The sequence below is a fragment of the Paenibacillus sp. FSL K6-2441 genome, from assembly GCF_037964765.1.
Taxonomy (GTDB): Bacteria; Bacillota; Bacilli; order Paenibacillales; family Paenibacillaceae; genus Fontibacillus; species Fontibacillus phoenicis.
In genome coordinates this window covers 3,461,595-3,480,000 of record NZ_CP150174.1, presented here as the reverse complement: position 1 = coordinate 3,480,000, position 18,406 = coordinate 3,461,595, and the positions used below count along the sequence as shown (strand labels likewise).

Annotated in this window: 13 protein-coding genes, 11 tRNA genes, 2 rRNA genes and 1 pseudogene (1 of these 27 running past the window's edge); 24 read left to right on the top strand and 3 right to left on the bottom strand. The window is 49.0% G+C overall.

Annotated features, from left to right (window positions below; all coding sequences use genetic code 11):
• From NSQ80_RS15995 to yajC, 24 genes and pseudogenes are all read left to right on the top strand, one after another.
• A 23S ribosomal RNA gene (locus NSQ80_RS15995) occupies positions 1-1,926 on the top strand (it extends 1,007 nt beyond the left edge of the window).
• A gap of 215 nt (positions 1,927-2,141) precedes the next feature.
• Positions 2,142-2,258: ribosomal RNA gene (rrf, locus tag NSQ80_RS15990) — 5S ribosomal RNA — on the top strand.
• A 5-nt stretch (positions 2,259-2,263) separates the two neighbouring features.
• Positions 2,264-2,336: transfer RNA gene (locus NSQ80_RS15985), tRNA-Asn, on the top strand.
• Positions 2,337-2,402: 66 nt separating this feature from the next.
• Positions 2,403-2,494 (top strand) — tRNA-Ser (locus NSQ80_RS15980).
• Between the two features lie 16 nt (positions 2,495-2,510).
• Positions 2,511-2,585 (top strand) — tRNA-Glu (locus tag NSQ80_RS15975).
• Positions 2,586-2,612: 27 nt separating this feature from the next.
• Positions 2,613-2,688 (top strand) — tRNA-Val (locus NSQ80_RS15970).
• A 16-nt stretch (positions 2,689-2,704) separates the two neighbouring features.
• Positions 2,705-2,778 (top strand) — tRNA-Met (locus NSQ80_RS15965).
• A gap of 35 nt (positions 2,779-2,813) precedes the next feature.
• Positions 2,814-2,890: transfer RNA gene (locus tag NSQ80_RS15960), tRNA-Asp, on the top strand.
• Between the two features lie 26 nt (positions 2,891-2,916).
• Positions 2,917-2,992 (top strand) — tRNA-Lys (locus NSQ80_RS15955).
• Positions 2,993-3,008: 16 nt separating this feature from the next.
• A tRNA-Gly gene (locus NSQ80_RS15950) sits at positions 3,009-3,083 on the top strand.
• A 9-nt stretch (positions 3,084-3,092) separates the two neighbouring features.
• A tRNA-Arg gene (locus tag NSQ80_RS15945) sits at positions 3,093-3,166 on the top strand.
• Positions 3,167-3,174: 8 nt separating this feature from the next.
• A tRNA-Leu gene (locus NSQ80_RS15940) sits at positions 3,175-3,254 on the top strand.
• Positions 3,255-3,864: 610 nt separating this feature from the next.
• Positions 3,865-4,117, top strand: a pseudogene (locus NSQ80_RS15935) (ATP-binding cassette domain-containing protein); the annotation flags it as partial.
• Between the two features lie 492 nt (positions 4,118-4,609).
• Positions 4,610-5,809, top strand: coding sequence for a hypothetical protein (locus NSQ80_RS15930; RefSeq protein WP_339299857.1), 1,200 nt, complete (start codon positions 4,610-4,612; stop codon positions 5,807-5,809).
• A 116-nt stretch (positions 5,810-5,925) separates the two neighbouring features.
• Complete coding sequence (locus NSQ80_RS15925) at positions 5,926-6,624, top strand: hypothetical protein (RefSeq protein WP_260070207.1); 699 nt, start codon at positions 5,926-5,928, stop codon at positions 6,622-6,624.
• 268 nt (positions 6,625-6,892) lie between these two features.
• Positions 6,893-6,966 (top strand) — tRNA-Pro (locus NSQ80_RS15920).
• 136 nt (positions 6,967-7,102) lie between these two features.
• On the top strand, positions 7,103-7,786 hold the full coding sequence (locus NSQ80_RS15915) for a BofC C-terminal domain-containing protein (protein WP_009224424.1): 684 nt from the start codon (positions 7,103-7,105) through the stop codon (positions 7,784-7,786).
• A 264-nt stretch (positions 7,787-8,050) separates the two neighbouring features.
• Positions 8,051-8,554, top strand: a complete 504-nt coding sequence (gene ruvC / locus NSQ80_RS15910) for a crossover junction endodeoxyribonuclease RuvC (RefSeq protein WP_009224423.1) — start codon at positions 8,051-8,053, stop codon at positions 8,552-8,554.
• Positions 8,551-9,171 (top strand): Holliday junction branch migration protein RuvA, encoded by a 621-nt coding sequence (gene ruvA, locus NSQ80_RS15905; protein WP_009224422.1) that lies wholly within the window; start codon positions 8,551-8,553, stop codon positions 9,169-9,171. The genes ruvC and ruvA overlap by 4 nt, the downstream gene beginning before the upstream one ends.
• A gap of 32 nt (positions 9,172-9,203) precedes the next feature.
• A complete protein-coding gene (ruvB, locus tag NSQ80_RS15900) occupies positions 9,204-10,208 on the top strand; it encodes a Holliday junction branch migration DNA helicase RuvB (RefSeq protein WP_036644827.1) in 1,005 nt (334 codons plus the stop codon).
• Between the two features lie 47 nt (positions 10,209-10,255).
• Positions 10,256-12,364, top strand: coding sequence for a SpoIID/LytB domain-containing protein (locus NSQ80_RS15895; protein WP_036644737.1), 2,109 nt, complete (start codon positions 10,256-10,258; stop codon positions 12,362-12,364).
• Positions 12,365-12,374: 10 nt separating this feature from the next.
• On the top strand, positions 12,375-13,403 hold the full coding sequence (queA, locus tag NSQ80_RS15890) for a tRNA preQ1(34) S-adenosylmethionine ribosyltransferase-isomerase QueA (protein WP_036644734.1): 1,029 nt from the start codon (positions 12,375-12,377) through the stop codon (positions 13,401-13,403).
• 36 nt (positions 13,404-13,439) lie between these two features.
• Positions 13,440-14,579, top strand: coding sequence for a tRNA guanosine(34) transglycosylase Tgt (gene tgt / locus NSQ80_RS15885; protein WP_009224418.1), 1,140 nt, complete (start codon positions 13,440-13,442; stop codon positions 14,577-14,579).
• 39 nt (positions 14,580-14,618) lie between these two features.
• Entirely contained in the window at positions 14,619-14,927 is a 309-nt protein-coding gene (yajC, locus tag NSQ80_RS15880; RefSeq protein ID WP_009224417.1) for a preprotein translocase subunit YajC, read from the top strand.
• Positions 14,928-15,301: 374 nt separating this feature from the next.
• On the opposite strand, the gene NSQ80_RS15875 is transcribed toward yajC, so the two are convergent.
• The 3 genes from NSQ80_RS15875 to NSQ80_RS15865 form a co-directional block, all read right to left on the bottom strand.
• Positions 15,302-16,678, bottom strand: a complete 1,377-nt coding sequence (locus NSQ80_RS15875; protein ID WP_260072012.1) for an IS110 family transposase — start codon at positions 16,676-16,678, stop codon at positions 15,302-15,304.
• A gap of 182 nt (positions 16,679-16,860) precedes the next feature.
• Positions 16,861-17,718 (bottom strand): phosphatase PAP2 family protein, encoded by an 858-nt coding sequence (locus NSQ80_RS15870; RefSeq protein WP_260070209.1) that lies wholly within the window; start codon positions 17,716-17,718, stop codon positions 16,861-16,863.
• A gap of 83 nt (positions 17,719-17,801) precedes the next feature.
• Positions 17,802-18,194, bottom strand: a complete 393-nt coding sequence (locus NSQ80_RS15865; protein ID WP_009224415.1) for a TIGR04086 family membrane protein — start codon at positions 18,192-18,194, stop codon at positions 17,802-17,804.
• Positions 18,195-18,406: the final 212 nt, after the last annotated feature.

Below are 18,406 nucleotides of genomic sequence, written 5' to 3'. Positions count from 1 at the left end.
AAGATCCATTGTCAAAAGGGAAACAGCCCAGACCATCAGCTAAGGTCCCCAAGTGTGTGTTAAGTGGGAAAGGATGTGGAGTTGCACAGACAACCAGGATGTTGGCTTAGAAGCAGCCACCATTTAAAGAGTGCGTAATAGCTCACTGGTCGAGTGACTCTGCGCCGAAAATGTAACGGGGCTAAACACACCACCGAAGCTATGGCTAGATGCTTTGCATCTGGGGTAGGGGAGCGTTGTATGCGGGTTGAAGGTTGACCGGAAGGACAGCTGGACTTCATACAAGTGAGAATGCCGGTATGAGTAACGAAAAGATCAGTGAGAATCTGATCCGCCGAAAGCCTAAGGGTTCCTGAGGAAGGTTCGTCCGCTCAGGGTAAGTCGGGACCTAAGGCGAGGCCGAAAGGCGTAGTCGAAGGACAACAGGTAGAAATTCCTGTACCACCGTAATCCGTTATGAGCGATGGGGTGACGCAGTAGGGTAGTGACGCGAGCTGATGGATGCTCGTCCAAGCAGTGAGGCTGGTGTGTAGGCAAATCCGCACACCGATAAGGCTAGGCTGTGATGGGGAGGGAAAATTTACAGTACCGAAGGTCATGATCTCACACTGCCAAGAAAAGCCTCTAGCCAGGAGAAGGTGCCCGTACCGCAAACCGACACAGGTAGGCGAGAAGAGAATTCTAAGGCGCGCGGAAGAACTCTCGTTAAGGAACTCGGCAAAATGACCCCGTAACTTCGGGAGAAGGGGTGCCTCGGTAGGGTGAATAGCCCGAGGGGGCCGCAGTGAAAAGGCCCAAGCGACTGTTTAGCAAAAACACAGGTCTGTGCGAAGCCGCAAGGCGAAGTATACGGGCTGACGCCTGCCCGGTGCTGGAAGGTTAAGGGGAGCGGTTAGGAGGAATACCTCCGAAGCTGTGAACCGAAGCCCCAGTAAACGGCGGCCGTAACTATAACGGTCCTAAGGTAGCGAAATTCCTTGTCAGGTAAATTCTGACCCGCACGAATGGCGTAACGACTTGGGCGCTGTCTCAACGAGAGATCCGGTGAAATTTTAATACCTGTGAAGATGCAGGTTACCCGCGACAAGACGGAAAGACCCCATGGAGCTTTACTGCAGCTTGATATTGGACTTGGATACGATTTGTACAGGATAGGTGGGAGCCTAGGAAGCCGGAGCGCCAGCTTCGGTGGAGGCGCCGTTGGGATACCACCCTGATCGTATCTAGGTTCTAACCTGGTACCGTAATCCGGTACGGGGACAGTGTCAGGTGGGCAGTTTGACTGGGGCGGTCGCCTCCTAAAGAGTAACGGAGGCGCCCCAAGGTTCCCTCAGAATGGTTGGAAATCATTCGAAGAGTGCAAAGGCAGAAGGGAGCTTGACTGCGAGACTGACAAGTCGAGCAGGGACGAAAGTCGGGCTTAGTGATCCGGTGGTACCGCATGGAAGGGCCATCGCTCAACGGATAAAAGCTACCCTGGGGATAACAGGCTTATCTCCCCCAAGAGTCCACATCGACGGGGAGGTTTGGCACCTCGATGTCGGCTCATCGCATCCTGGGGCTGAAGTAGGTCCCAAGGGTTGGGCTGTTCGCCCATTAAAGCGGTACGCGAGCTGGGTTCAGAACGTCGTGAGACAGTTCGGTCCCTATCTGTCGTGGGCGTAGGAAATTTGAGAGGAGCTGTCCTTAGTACGAGAGGACCGGGATGGACGCACCGCTGGTGCACCAGTTGTTCCGCCAGGAGCACAGCTGGGTAGCTAAGTGCGGACGGGATAAGCGCTGAAAGCATCTAAGCGTGAAGCCCCCCTCAAGATGAGATTTCCCCGTATGTAAGACCCCTTGAAGACGACAAGGTTGATAGGCCTGAGGTGGAAGTGCCGTAAGGCATGGAGCTGACAGGTACTAATCGGTCGAGGGCTTATCCAAAATTCACCCCAAAAAGTGAAGCGGAGGCTTCGGAGAGTACACCGAGTACTTTTCGGGGACCCCGGGAACTGAATAGGGGCTAAAATGCAAATCTAGTTTCGTATCCAGTTTTCAAGGATTCAACCTTGAACCGATTTTTAGCTGCAAGCCTTTTATAAGGTTTGATCTTTTGCTGAAGCGGAAAGTGCGGAAGTAAAAGCAGCGCAAAAATCTTGTTTGGTGGCAATGGCGGAGGGGTTCCACTCGTTCCCATCCCGAACACGACCGTTAAGCCCTCCAGCGCCGATGGTACTTGGACCGAAGGGTCCTGGGAGAGTAGGACGCTGCCAAGCAATGTTCCCCGATAGCTCAGTCGGTAGAGCACTCGACTGTTAATCGAGTTGTCACAGGTTCGAGTCCTGTTCGGGGAGTCTATCCTGGAAGGAAGGATATATGTTTTGCATATTTCCTTCTCTTCCGGGGAAACCAACTCTTATGGAGAGGTGTCCGAGTTGGCCGAAGGAGCACGATTGGAAATCGTGTAGGCGTCACAAGCGTCTCGAGGGTTCGAATCCCTCTCTCTCCGCCAGCAAGGACTTGAATATGGCCCGTTGGTCAAGGGGTTAAGACACCTCCCTTTCACGGAGGTAACAGGGGTTCGAATCCCCTACGGGTCACCATCTCTTTTCTTTAGTCATCCCAGATCTGGAGGCTTAGCTCAGCTGGGAGAGCATCTGCCTTACAAGCAGAGGGTCGGGGGTTCGATCCCCTCAGCCTCCACCATACTTCTTATTACTGACGCGGGGTGGAGCAGCCCGGTAGCTCGTCGGGCTCATAACCCGAAGGCCGCAGGTTCAAATCCTGCCCCCGCAATTATCCTCTTCAAGAGGATGGCATTATTCTCGTGTGGAGCCGTGGTGTAGAGGCCTAACATGCCTGCCTGTCACGCAGGAGACCGCGGGTTCGAATCCCGTCGGCTCCGCCATTTATCTTCTTAGTTAAGACTTGTACGAGCCATTAGCTCAGTTGGTAGAGCACCTGACTTTTAATCAGGGTGTCGAAGGTTCGAGTCCTTCATGGCTCACCAGTTTCATATTTATTATGCGGACGTGGCTCAGCGGTAGAGCATCGCCTTGCCAAGGCGAGGGTCGCGGGTTCGATTCCCGTCGTCCGCTCCATCTTAATACGCGCCCTTAGCTCAGCTGGATAGAGCGTTTGACTACGAATCAAAAGGTCAGGAGTTCGAATCTCTTAGGGCGCGTTCCCTTTGCCGGTGTGGCGGAATTGGCAGACGCGCGCGACTCAAAATCGTGAGGGAAACCGTGGGGGTTCGAGTCCCTTCACCGGCATCAAACAAGCAGATTTATTAAATCACGAATCGTGATTTAATAAATCTGCTTTTTTTGTTACAACGTGAGATGATCTTAAGTTTAATAATTACAATACCAAATGGCATCGAAGAGCTCAGGAGGAAACGATACAAAAGTCACCCAGTGAAAATTGATATAGCTGGCACAATAACTTACTTGAGTTAATGTTCGGCAGTAGCGCTGAAGCGTACGAGAAATTGTGCATTGACGGTTACTTGGTTAAGCCGTCTACTTTTGAATATACAAATGAAAAGAAATTTGGTTTCTTCAGTAATTGGCGGAGATAGCCAGGAACCAGAAATTGTAGCAGAAATTATAAATGGGTAGTATGAATTTCATAAGCAATTATTATTGCGATTTATTTGATTTAAATGGATATATTTTCTATTGATGTAATAATGTTTGACAAAAAATATTGAAATCAAATCGAATACACTATATAATATGTATGAAATTACAATATATACCTTAAGGTTAGCGGTAATCCCTCCATCATGAGTACCACATTTACTTCTTTTACAATAGTACAGCCAACCCAGTTACCCCCTCTCTTCTTCGACATTTAATTTGCAGTTTCTGTCTTGCGTCGATGTTGTAAGATGTTAGCTTTAATGTGCCGGCCGGATCAATAATCGGGTTGTTTATTGGTGATAACGGGGCAGGCAAATCAACGACATTCAAAGTAATCCTGGGAGTAGTATCCAAAAGATAGCGGTATAGTAAAAATATTCGGTGAAGATAATTTAGAAAAGCACGTCAAAGTCAAGGAAAGGATTGGAGTCGTTTTTGATCCAATGAATCTGCCAGCTCACCTTACAATAAGGCAGATAAATAACGTTTTTAATTAACTATGAGGAGGATCGCTTGCTCCCCGTAAGCAACGTCATACAGGTGTACGCATTTACAGGCGGACAACGCAGAGTTTCCGCTTCAAACAAGCAATGTTTAGAAGGAGCGTAAGAAAGGTATAAGTCGAAGTGTTTATATATTGAATGGTTTGATTAAATGAAGCAGCTATTGATGTTCAATAATGACTGATTGTATCAAGAATATCAGAAGGGTATCTGATATCTGGTATCTTGCTGCAATAAATAAGAGTCGATTTCCATATTGCTTTTGGAGGCGCGATGGAAATCAACTCTGCACGCTCTTTGCTATGTTCAAAGCAAACAGCCTAGTTACTATTATAAGATAAAAAAATGTTTTGTACATAGTTGATAGAGTAGGCTTTTAGAGAAGAGGGACTTAGTCTAAAAAGATAGATTTAGATTTTCTTGTAGGGTTAGATGTGTTGTTTTTAGTTGGAATGAAAACTTTTAAAGAGGTGAAAAACAGTGATCTCAAAAAAGATGAAAGCATTAACTGTATTTAGTCTTTTGGCATCTTTATTATTTCTTAGTCTTAATTCAGGTGTTTATGCATCGGAAACGAATCTTTCAAAAAGTACATTAGATGAAATTTCTGCTGTTTATGACTCCCTACCAAAGAATTTGAAACAAAATAAGGCCAATCTTATTAATGAGAACATTATGATTTATGATGAAAGCGGCCGAATTAAAAATGAAATCCATTCTGACGGACGAATTTACGATATTCAATGGGACAATGATAGAATTATTCAAGTTACTGACACAGCAGGGTATAAAACAGTATACGACTATTCTAAGAATGGACAAGTTGTTGAGAATATTTTTTATAACAATCAACTGCAGACATCTTACTTTCGGGAGAAAGAGCTGTATCAAATAAATCTTGGAAAATTCAGCAATGCAGAAGCAACTTTGAAAGATGAAATAGCTAAACAATATTCCCAAGGGCTAGTTGACAGTTCCACTGTTAATAGTCTCGAGAATAGTTCTGTTACTCCTTTTGCAGTTGTTGATTATTATGTTGCCGGCAAAAGGATGAATTCACTATTATCCTCAAGTGATTTTCTTTACAACAATGACGACGCAATGACTGAAAGTGAAATTCAGAGTTTCCTTACAAGTAAAAATTCTGTTTTAAGGAATAACATTAAGATTTACGCTATCAATTCTAGTGGTAATGCTTATGATACTGGTAGAACAGTAAAACCTTCAAAGGTTATTAGTGATGCAGCAAAGAATGCGGGTATTAATCCTCGAGTGATACTGGTTACCCTACAGAAAGAAAGCAGTCTAGTTACCAGTACAGATACTAACGTTAACAGAAGAGCATTTCATTACGCTATGGGCTATGGAGCGACGGATAGTGGGGATATTACCACGTACACCGGTTTTGATAAGCAGGTCGAACTTGCCAGTGCGTGGATGTATGATAAGTGGCTGCATGATTCCAAGCTAGATGTGTTTTTGACTGTTAATGGCGGTGTATCAAAAACATCTGGTGGTGTGACTTATGCTGGGAAAATACAGGTGGACACTTTTCCAGCATGGGTATTGTATACGTATACTCCACATGTAATTGACTATTCTTTATTACCGACAATAGGTGGCGGAAACTATTTATTCCTGAAAGTCTTTGAAGGCTGGTGGAGTAGCTGGTATGATTGAATATGAATAAAGAATAATTATAAGTTTCCCAGTGACGCTCTACCGATATCTAATTAGGATATCGGTAGCAGCGTTTTGTTTACAAAAAATACATGCGAGAGGATTTTTTATAATAAATGAAAAAAATTTTAATTGCTATTGTAAGTTGTCTGATTTTAATAGGCGTACTTTATTATATCAACTCTGATCCAAAGCGAGGACAAGAAGATCTTCAAGCATTATTCAACAGGTGGGATAGAGGAGAAGTAGAGGATTCAGAGAAAACAAAGATCATGAACACACTAGCTGATAGATTAAGGGAAAATCCACAGTTTTCTATTAAAGAGATAGAAGAAATATCAAATTTCTTTTCATTTTTTGAAGCTGATTCCTTAAAAGTAATTCAGTACATTGAAAATCCGGAGTTTTACGGCTCCAGTGGTAGGGAGAGTTTTCACATTGTGGTCTATAACGATCTGGTCGAGATCATCGACAGTCGAGGGAGTATGCGGATTGAAGATATAAAAAGGCGGGACGAACACCTTTATTATGTTTATGCCACTGATTATAAAATAACGAATATAACAGGTATCCACATATTTAAGATTGAGATCGAGGATGGACAAACCCTAGACTGGAGTTCTTTGATTAATAAAGAAAGGTTGACTGACAATTTTCAATATGATGAAGCAAGTGAAGTATTATATTATCACGATGGACACATCTATTATAAAGAAATAAGGGACAATGGGAATGAAGTTTTGATTACAGCAGCTGATACCGACTACTTATTACAATTGGGTGATGATGGTCTTTATTATATAGCACCTGAATAACGCTTATAAGGTATCGACTCGCAAGAAGTGACGGTACGTCTGAATGCGGCGCTGGTTAAAGAGTAATCCAGTTTATTCCAAAGAACGTTGCCATCATGAGTCACGATAATATCACCATACTCAAATGCTGCAAAGCTGATATCATTTGTACCTTCAGGGGAATAGATAATAACGAATAAAATCGAATATTAATGCTTGACTTCTATGTCGAAGTCGATATAATAGAAAGAGTGGCCCGATTTTTTAGAATCGGTAAAACACTTGATTACGGGACGTAGCTCAGCTTGGTAGAGCACCTGGTTTGGGACCAGGGGGTCGCATGTTCGAATCGTGTCGTCCCGATCCATGGAAGCAGTCATCTTAACGGATGGCTGCTTTTTTAATGTTTAAGAATGGGATGCCGCCGTTTTCGAGAATTGAATAAAGGCTCCCACTATCGGTCAAAATAGAGACAAAAGTCCGATAGAAGGGGATAACCGTGAATATCTTCCAAATCAAAAAACATCTGAAAAAACGATGGAGAAGATGGAGACGCGCCATATGGACCGCCAGCGCCTTGGCACTGATTGCGGTTATGGCCTGGATGGGGCTTCGATTATCCGATCAAATGGAGAAGTTGATGGCTCGTGAACCGATGGCGATCGAAACCCTGGGAATGTGGCAAGAAGCTGCTCCGGATGCCGATAACGAATGGTTATCGGATCTGGAAGAGGGGAAATCGAGAATCGTCCATCTGACGAAAATATACACCTGTGGTGAAGAAAGCAGTGTTCTCGGCATTATGACCCCCAATGAAATCGCTGAGTTGATGAAGGATCACCCTACATGGAAAGGCAGACTTGGCGCAGGGGGCGACGTTTGGATCGAAGAGAAAATCGATGGCCTTTCCGAAGACTGCAAAACGCAAGGATACATCGGCTTGGACAAGGATGGCAACTTAACGTTATTTGACGGTCCGCCGAAGAAGGAAAAGGCAGTTCGTACTTTTTTTCAGATCGACGTGGAAATGATGGAGAGCGCTTTGCCGGCAGAAGTAATCCAGCAGTTGCGGCAAGGGATTCGTATTCAGGATGTTGAGGAATACAATAGTGTACTGTCCACCTTCAGCGATTTCGCGATTGAACCGTCGGAGAGAGTCATGCAGCAGGAGGAACAGCCTTAAAACGCTGCTCGCTTATTTTCGCTGAATGAATAATAGAACAACCAGAAGAGGGTGTCTCATGAAGTTATCGTAGATAACGGAGGGACGTCCCTCTTTTTATTTTGCCAGCGTTAATTACACTTTTTTCACCTGCAAATAAGTTTTTCCTCAATCTTGACCGATCTTTTGCTATAATAAAGTGAATACATATGTTCGCTTTATGTAGGACAGGGCTCCATCCGAGGATCAAGGGGGAGTTATAGCAACGATAGGGGGAGATGAGCCTTGCGGATACTTGGAATTGACCCTGGCATTGCGATTGTCGGGTTCGGATTTATCGATAAACAAGGCAATAGGGTCACGCCGGTGCAGTACGGCTGCATCCAAACCGAGGCCCATACGCCCGAGGAAGAACGGCTTATGCATGTCTATGAGGCGATGGTTCAGTTGATTGACAAATATAAGCCGGATGCGGTGGCGTTCGAGAAGCTGTTTTTTAATCGGAACGTTACGACGGCGATGTCGGTCAGTCAAGCGAGGGGCGTGTTGGTGCTCGCTGCGGCACAGAAGGGGCTTCCGATTGCGGAATACACCCCGATGCAGGTGAAGCAGGCGATCGTAGGTTACGGGAAGGCGGAGAAGCGCCAGGTGCAGGAGATGACGCGCATGTTCCTGAAGCTCCAAGCGATTCCGAAGCCCGACGACGTGGCGGATGCGTTATCCGTGGCGATCTGCCATGCGCATTCGTATACTTTAAACTCTAAAATAAACGAGGTATTGCGTTCATGATCGATTTTTTGCGGGGCCAGATTGCCCATTTGGAAACAGAGTACGTCGTCTTGGATGTACAGGGGGTAGGGTATCGGGTGTTTTGTCCGAATCCGTACGCTTTTGCAGCCAAAGGACAGGAAACGGTGACGATCTACACCCATCACCATGTTCGTGAAGATGCGATTCTGCTGTTTGGATTCCCAACCCGCGAGGAGCAGAAGCTGTTCCGCAAGCTGATTGAGGTATCCGGGATCGGCCCGCGTGTGGCGCTGGGGATCTTGAGCGGCGGGAGCCCGGACCATGTTGTGGCGGCGATTCATCAGGAGAATGTCTCCTTTTTGACCAAGCTGCCCGGGATTGGGAAGAAGACGGCGCAGCGGATGATTTTGGACCTGAAGGACAAGCTGGAGGGCGTCGGAGGTACGTTGTTTGATCCGGTGCCTGCGGATGTTGGCGAGACCTTGGGGGATGACGGTAATCCGGGATGGCCGGAGGCGCGCGAAGGCCTGAAAGCACTGGGTTATACCGAAGCAGAGCTGGACAAGGTATGGCATCGCCTGAAGGACGATGTCGGGCCGGACGAGGCGGTAGATTCCGTCATGAAGAAGGCGCTCAAGCTGCTGTACGCCGGCTGAGGATGAGGACAGGAAGGGGAGCGTAGCGCATGATGGAGGACCGGATTATTTCCGCGAATTTAATGCTGGAGGACCAGGCGGTGGAGTTAAGCCTGCGGCCGCGTTATTTGGCGGAGTATATCGGACAGAACCAGATCAAGGAAAATTTAAAAATATATATCGAAGCGGCAAAAATGCGCAAAGAAGCGCTGGATCACGTGCTGCTCTATGGACCGCCAGGACTCGGCAAGACGACGCTGGCTAACATTATCGCCAACGAGCTGGGCGTGAATTTGCGCACGACCTCGGGACCGGCCATTGAGCGGCCGGGGGATTTGGCTGCGCTGCTGACCAATCTGCAGGAAGGCGACGTCCTGTTTATCGACGAGATTCACCGGCTGCATCGGACGGTGGAGGAAGTGCTATATCCGGCGATGGAGGATTTTGCGCTGGATATTATGATCGGCAAGGGGCCAAGTGCGCGGTCGGTTCGGCTGGACTTGCCGCCTTTTACGCTCGTTGGCGCTACGACGCGGGCAGGGCTCCTGTCGGCGCCGCTACGAGACCGTTTTGGGGTCGTCAGCCGCCTCGAGTTCTATAACATCGACGAACTTAGCTATATCGTGTCGCGAGGCGCGGATATTTTTGGCATCGAAATGATTGGGGATGCGGCGACGGAAATCGCGCTTCGTTCGCGGGGGACGCCGCGGATTGCAAACCGCTTGCTGAAGCGCGTACGCGACTATGCGCAGGTGCGGGGCGACGGTATGATTACCACGGAGATCGCCAAAGAAGCGCTGCAGATGCTGCAGGTTGACCCGATGGGGCTGGATTTGATCGACCACAAAATGCTGCGGGCGATGATTACGAGCTTTCGCGGCGGCCCCGTCGGGCTGGATACCATCGCCGCAACCATCGGTGAAGAGAGTCAGACGATCGAGGACGTGTATGAACCTTACCTGCTGCAGATCGGATTTCTGCAGAGGACGCCGCGAGGACGGGTGGTCACGCCGGCAGCCTATCAGCATTTAGGTCTGCCGATGCCCGAGACACCTTAGCATTTGTGAACTTGGCTCGAAGGCATCATAAAGGGGGAGAAGCAGGTTTGAAACGTACAACACGAACGAGACGAGCATTTTCGTTAGCCCGATGGGGAAAAGGAATTGTTGCGGGTTTGCTGTTAGCTGGGGCTTTTCAGCTGCCGGCAGCGGCTGACGATTCGGATACATCTCGCGTCCGCGTAGCGATGTACCTGGACTTGGGCAGCACCTATAAATCGACAACTCCAGCTGTTACTTTAAAAACGGCGGCAGCGGCAGAGGTAATCTTGGCGGGCAGTTCGGCGCCGGAGACTTGGCTGCAGCTGGGAGCGGGGGCTACGACGAGATTTAGCGTCAATGGATATAAGGTTAAAGCATTGGAATCTGCGGATTGGGCAACGGTCGCTGCTGCGGTCAAGAAGCTGCAAGCCACGTCAGACCGTCCGGTGGCTTATGCCGTAAATCAAGCGGGAAGCACAATCTACCGCGTTTATACAGGCCCTTACGCCAGTGCAGCGGAAGCGCAAAAAGCAGCGGATCGGGTCAGCCAAACGCTGTCTGCATCCTTAAAAGGCGCTAAAGCCGAAGCACGCGGCCCTCTGTACGTGTCCGCCGGTTCGTTTGCAAGTCAGGCGGAAGCCGAGAATCTTCGCCAAACGCTGTCCGCCCAGCATGCGGAGGCGGTAGTGGCGATGACCGGCCCCGGGCAATATGCGGTATGGATCGGCGGCGCGTTAAGTGCCTCCGAGCAGTCCGCGCTCCAAGCCGAGCTGGCCGGACTCCATCCGAATCTTTCCTTAGCGCCAGTTAATGAAAATGTCCCTGCATTACTCCTGCACCGGGACGTGACGCTAAATTTGGAGGCTCCGGCAGGCGTTGACCATTATGAGTTAAGCGGAGAAGGCACCAAATTGACGCTTCGGGATAACGGCAATTCGCCGATCCAGGTGGTGGAGCGTTCGGGGCGCAGCTACCGCGGAGATTTTGAGATCAGTAAAGTGAACGGCCAACTGGCGCTCGTCAACGAGCTGCCGTTAGAGCAATACCTGTATTCTGTTGTCGCCGGTGAAGTTCCATCGTCTTGGCCGCAGGAGGCGTTGAAGGCCCAGGCGGTTGCGGCACGCAGCTATGCGCTGTATAATGCAGGGCTCAATAAGTTTAAGGTAGCCGGCCTGGTGGATACGACTTTAAGCCAAGTCTACAATGGGACGGAAAAAGAGGTCGCCAGCATCGTTCAAGCGGTGGATGCTACGGCAGGAGAAGTGCTGGTATCGTCAAACGGACAAATTGTAGAAGGCATCTTTGCGTCGAACAGCGGCGGGGTGACGGCGGATTCGGTTGAGGTTTGGGGGAATGTGAATCCGATCTATTCCAGCGTTCCCAGCGACGGGGACGAATCTGCGCAAGCCTCATTAAAATCGTGGTATTATGTGCTGTTGTCGAGCGGGATCACGGGATACGTCCGTGAAGATAATACGGTGGTCAATGGGACGAATCCGGCAGGGTTGCAGAAGCTGACGGTGACGACCAGTAACGTCTTGGTCCGGAAGCTGCCGCTCATTCAATCGGATGTGGATCCCCTGGCGAAGCTGAATCCGGGCGACCAGGCCATCGTGTTGGTCAAGGTGCCTGAATCCAGCTCCTATGCGTGGATTCGCGGACCTTATACCTCGGACGAACTGGTGAAGTCCCTGAAGGGAAAAACGACATCCGACATCCCATCTTCGATATGGAATCTGGAGGTCAGCCAGCGGGGCCCATCCGGACGCGTGACGCAGGTCAAAGCCAATGGACAGCCGCTGAACGTCAAATATCCGGATACGTATCGCTCTGCTCTGAATGGCTTGCCCAGCACTTTGTTTGATATCGTGCAAACGGGACGTTATACTGTACAAGGTGCAGGAGGAACGACTGGTACCGGTACAGCTATGTCCGCAACGACGATTCAGTCGGCATCAGGCAAGACGACAGCCAGCGGCAAGCTGGTTGTGATGAGCGGCGATCGAACAGCCCGCGTGGTGGATACGTCGAACCAATTCGTCTTCGTGGGACGCGGAAACGGTCATGGTCTGGGACTTTCCCAATGGGGGGCCAAAGGATTGGCCGACGCCGGGTATGATTACCGGCAAATCTTGCAACACTACTATCAAAATGTGTCTATCGTTAAGGAATGAGAATATACCGATGAATGTAGATCTATACGACTTCGAGCTTCCGGAGGAGCTCATCGCCCAGACACCGCTAGCCGAACGCACCGCTTCGCGCTTGCTGACGCTAAATAAACAGACCGGGGAAATCCGGCATCACAAGTTTTCCGATATATTGGATTACTTACAGCCAGGCGATACGCTGGTGCTGAATGATACGCGGGTCATTCCCGCCCGATTGTTTGGGATAAAGGAAGGGACCGGTGCCAAAGCCGAAGTGCTGTTGCTCAAAAACTTGGGCGAGGACCGCTGGGAAGCCTTGGTCAAACCCGGTAAGAAATTAAAAACCGGATCGGTGATCGTGTTTGGGGACGAGCTGCGAGCCACCGTCGAGTCCGAAGGGGATATGGGCGAACGCGTACTTCGGTTCGCTTATGAAGGGATTTTTAACGAAATCCTAGATCGCTTGGGCCAAATGCCGTTGCCTCCTTATATTAAGGAGAAGCTGGATGACCGCGAACGTTATCAGACTGTGTATTCCAAGCATGAGGGTTCAGCCGCCGCACCAACGGCAGGCTTGCATTTCACCGAAGAGTTGCTGGAGCAAGTGCGGGCGAAAGGAGTGACGATCGCTTTCGTCACGCTGCACGTCGGGTTGGGCACGTTCCGGCCGATGTCGGTGGACCGGGTTGAGGATCACGTCATGCACGAAGAATATTATGTGCTGCCGCAGGAAACAGCTGACGTCTTAAATGAAACGAAAGCGAGAGGCGGCAGGGTCATTGCCGTCGGGACGACCTCGGCACGAACGTTGGAGACGGTGGCTAAGCAATGTGAGGGCGGCCCCATCGTCAAGAGCAGCGGCTGGACAGGGATCTTTATTTATCCCGGCTACCAGTTTGGACTGGTCGATGCGCTGCTTACGAACTTCCATCTCCCGAAATCAACGCTGGTGATGCTGGTCAGCGCGCTGGCGGGACGCGAGCGGATCCTCCAGGCTTACCAGGAAGCGATCAACTTGAAGTACCGGTTCTTCAGCTTCGGTGACGCCATGTTTATTTACTAAACGCATTTTTATTTGAGTAGAGGATGGTTGATCAGATTGGCAGCAGCAATTACGTATGAACATATCAAAACCTGCAAGCAGTCCGGAGCCCGGTTAGGGCGCGTGCATACGCCGCACGGCTCGTTCGAAACACCGATCTTTATGCCGGTGGGTACGCAGGCAACAGTAAAAACGATGAGTCCGGAAGAGCTGAAGGAGATGGATGCGCGAATCATCTTAAGCAATACGTACCATCTCTTCCTGCGTCCGGGACATGAAATTATTCGTGAGGCCGGCGGACTGCACAAATTTATGAATTGGGACCGCGCGATTTTGACGGACAGCGGCGGGTTTCAAGTGTTCTCGCTGAGTGAAATGCGCAAAATCACGGAGGAAGGCGTACATTTCCGCTCCCACTTGAACGGCGATAAACTATTCCTGTCTCCGGAAGTGGCAATGGAAATCCAAAATGCGCTCGGCTCGGACATCATGATGGCGTTTGACGAATGCCCGCCGTATCCGGCGGATTATGAATACGTGAAAAATTCCCTGGAGCGTACGACCCGCTGGGCGGAACGCTGCTTGCAGAGCCATGCCCGTCCGCACGATCAAGGACTGTTTGCCATCGTTCAAGGCGGCATGTACGAGGATCTGCGCAAGCAAAGCGCCCGCGATTTGACTTCCCTAGATTTTCCGGGGTATGCTATTGGTGGACTGAGTGTAGGCGAGCCTAAGCCGCTCATGTACGAGGTGCTGGAATATACCGTTCCGCTGCTGCCGGCAGACAAGCCCCGTTATTTGATGGGAGTCGGATCTCCGGATGCCTTAATTGAAGGAGCGATTCGCGGCATCGACATGTTCGATTGCGTGTTGCCGACTCGGATCGCGCGCAACGGTACGACGATGACCAGCCAAGGCCGTTTAGTCGTACGCAACGCTCAGTATGCCAACGATTTCGGACCGCTGGATCCCGAGTGCGACTGCTATACCTGCCGAAATTACTCCAGGGCGTATCTCCGCCACTTGATCAAAGCCGACGAGACGTTTGGGCTGCGATTAACTACATATCATAATTTGCATTTCCTCATCAATCTGATGGGTAAAGTTCGTCAGGCGATTATGGAAGATCGGTTGTTGAGTTTCCGGGATGAATTTTTTGAGCAGTACGGTCTGTTTGGCAATGACAAAGGATTTTAAGAAAAAGCGTTAGTTCGATTTTGGAAAGGGGGAAATGACATGTTCTTTCAGTATGCCGCGCAACAAACAACTGGCGCCAACTCGCTTATCTCCATGATCATTCCATTTGTTATCATGATCGCCGTTTTCTACTTTTTATTGATTCGTCCGCAGAAGAAGAAGCAGCAGCAACGTAATTCGATGCTGAGCGCTTTGAAGAAAGGCGATAAGATCGTGACGATTGGCGGATTGCATGGAACGATTATGGAGCTGACCGACGATACGGTAGTGCTTCGCGTGAATGACGTGACAAAGCTGACGTTTGACCGCAGCGCGATCAGTCACACCATTAAAGAGTCGGAAGGTTAATCGCGTTACAGACAAACACAAATAGGAAGAGCCTGTATGCTACAGGCTCTTTTTTAAGATATCAGCGTACTATGTCAAGTAGAATTTTTAGGTTTCTGGGTAACCCAAACACACCTAACCACCCAGATTTTCAAAAAAGTTAGCAACTGACAGAGAAGCGATGCTTGAAACCGGCCTTTCTCGGACTTGAAAGGAAATAGCCTCGTTTTTTCAATCCTGCGATGCAATCTGGCTGAGTGCAGAGTATACGCTAACGTACAATTCGCATTCACAGGGCGAGGTGGATAAAGCTGACATACGAGATCCAAGGTCTCCAAGAAAGTGATCCGATCTTCCCTCAGTCCCAGAAAGACCGGTTCCAAGATCTTGCTTAGTTAGGCCACCGCTAGTGTCGGCATAACGCAATTGAAGTTCAACTTCTTATTGACCTCATCAAGGATGTGATAATCAGAGCACTGCGATTGAAACGGTAAACGGTCTCGCAGCATGGCGAAAGCGACTTTGAGCATCTTATTACCCATTGCAACAAAGATGGCTCGTTCATGTTTTCCTTTTTCCTTCAGACGATCATAGAAAGGCTTAAGGTCCTTATTATGCATGCAGAGACTCTTACCTGCTAGATATACCGCATAACGAAGGTGATCGTTTCCCTGTTTGGAAATCTTGCGGTAGGAGCCTTTGCCGCCACCTGTTTGCTTAACAATGGGGTTTGTGCCAGCTTTCTTAATTAACTGGTTTGCGTTCGAGTACTGAGATACATCGCCGATTTCAGCATAAAGCTCAGCCGCGGTAGTCACTCCTAAGCCCGGGACGGTAAGAAGCAGTCGTCCGTCTGTCTGAAGGAGAAGGTTCTCGATCTCTTGTTCCAAAACATTAATTTTGGCATCAAATGTTCGTAAGTCACGTAGCTTCATTTTCAGTAACATAAGCTCAGGCCGAAGTTCCTGTAAGTTTCTCGATAACGCTTGTTCAGCGACGTGCAAGAGCTTCTGGATGGTGGTGTTTCGCAATTTGAGATTATGCTGAATCGAGAGCTTCCGTAGCCCGGTCTCCCCTAGTTTCAGGACAGCAGCGGGGTGTGGATAATGCTCCATGAAGAAGAGCGAGGCTTTCCCCCAGAAGTCACTGAATACTTTGATTTTTCGAGCTCTACCGGCTGAATAATCTGCATATCCTTGGTACTCGCGCCAGATGAGGTCCATAAGTGCTCGAATCTCTGTACGCAAGGAAGCACGCTTCCGTGTCTCAGAGCGCCGTGCTCGAGTCAAGACATGGAGCTGACGCTGCACGCCATTCAAAAGCTGGTTTTCAGTGGCTTTGTTGCTTTTGATGGCATGGGCGATGGCCACAAGATCAAGATCATCTGTTTTGCACCAATTCAGTGCGCCGGCGCGTTCCTCGAAGGTGGTATACGGATTCAAGATCTGAACGTGGTACCCTCGTTTCGCCATCTCGCGGACGATGTCTTCATAGTAATGGCCTGTTGCCTCAATACCCAGGAACAAGCGAACAGCCTCTGTGGCTGTAACCGCTTGATTAATCTTCTTGCAAAGCAGCTCCATACCAGAATTATTCGCTGAGAAAAAGAAGGGTTTTTCAATGATGTCGCCGAAATAATTGCATATTAAGGCTTTTTGGTGGAGCTTGGCCGCATCGATTGCAACGATGAGGACTTGCTCCAGGTTAACGCCCCTTAGCTGTTGACTGAACTTAGTTCCCTTACGGCCTTGAATGTGCGAGGATTTCCCCATGCGACTTTAACCTCCTGTGGTTGGTAGGTAAGATTGAAGCTTCCCTGTCAGGTGCTTCTTTCTTCGATAGTCGCTGGGGATTTCCTCTTTATATTTTGATTATATTACACGCCAGAAAGTATAAACTTCGGGGCATTGGCATCCTGATATCGCAAGAAAAACTTCCGCTAAACGCGGTCTGTCTACTTTGAATGTACGTCGATAGACGTTTTTCTTATGGTCTGATGCGGCTTAAGGTTTCCGGATCGCGCGGAGTTCGCCAAGCGGTTGCCCCAGGCAAGGCCGATGGTGGAGGCCAAAGCAGCCAGTACCAGCCCTCCAAGCATGTCCGTCAACCAGTGAATCCCCATATAAAAGATTGAAAACACTATAATCAATGAACAAGCTGAAGCAAACCAACCCCAGCGCCGGTTCCCTGAACGGATCGCCAAAATAGCCATCGATACGGAGACCGAAGTGTGGAGGCTAGGAAAGCAGTTATTCAGACCGGACAAGGGGCGGTAAACCTGTTCGAAATTTGGAAAAACCTCTAGCATATAAAAGATAGCCCCTGACGGCGGATACGACCATACCTCGTTCACCGGGAACAGCAAATAAAAGGGGACCGCTGCCAGATAATTGAGGATCACAGTGCAACAGGTCGCATAAAGAAACGGCAGACGATCATCGGACGCATAGATTCCCAGCGATGCAAGAATTAACGCCTGCAAGATGACTAGATAGAAGAAAGCTGTTATTACCGTTACAGTCGTTGAGTGAAACAAGCTTTGAAACGTTGAAACGAAATGTCCCTCAATTCCAAATACCCACGGTGTGAAATCGGTATGAAAAGGAAGATGATCTTCTAGGATCAGTTCAAACTTATTTATCAGCAACACGCCAACCATCAGAAGTAAAAGCCAAAGCAAATGTTTTGATTTGATCAGTTGCTGCAATAGGGAAGTAACGGCATGCCATGGCGAGCGGAGCGTGTTCACCCAGACCATGATGATGACGGAAATCCCGGTCAGCCACGAGATGCCGGACATGGAATGATCCATCGTGCGAGAACGACCTCCTCATGATGATGTCGATTGGACTAAGTCTAACTTACCATGAATGGAGGCCGCCGTAAAACCTTAAGTTATTTGCGGCCAAGATTTACGCCAATCATGCCGCCGATCGCACCGATGACAAACCCCGGCAGGATATATCCCCATTCCCGGAGCCCCAATGACGTATCTAGAGCCAAGAAGCTGATCAGCAGCAAGATGAGCACGTACAGTGCACCGGTCAGAGCGCCTTGATACCATCCCTTCTGTTTGGCACGTTTGCCGGAGACGATCCCCCCGAACAAGACGGCAACAGCATGCACCAGATACGTGTACATCGACAGTTCAAACTCTTCAACCATTTCGCCTTGCAACAATAAAGATAGAATCAATGCGCCGATCATCATCCATAAAAATCCATACCACAACCCTGCAACGGTGGGCTGGGACATACGCATCCCGAAAATTCGGCGGATCAAATGCATCGTGGTCAGCCTCCTGTTTTCCATGTCTTCGACAGACGTTTTACCACATTTTATGGTCAAGCTAACTCGGATAGACCTACTTGGCCCAATTGAGTTAGGAAGATTCATGTAAGCCTCCCGGATTTTAACCTGTGATCTTTCGCATGGAACGGGAAGGCGGCGGTCAGAATACCAATACCATGTTTTGTGCGAACTTGTAACCAGAGGAGGGA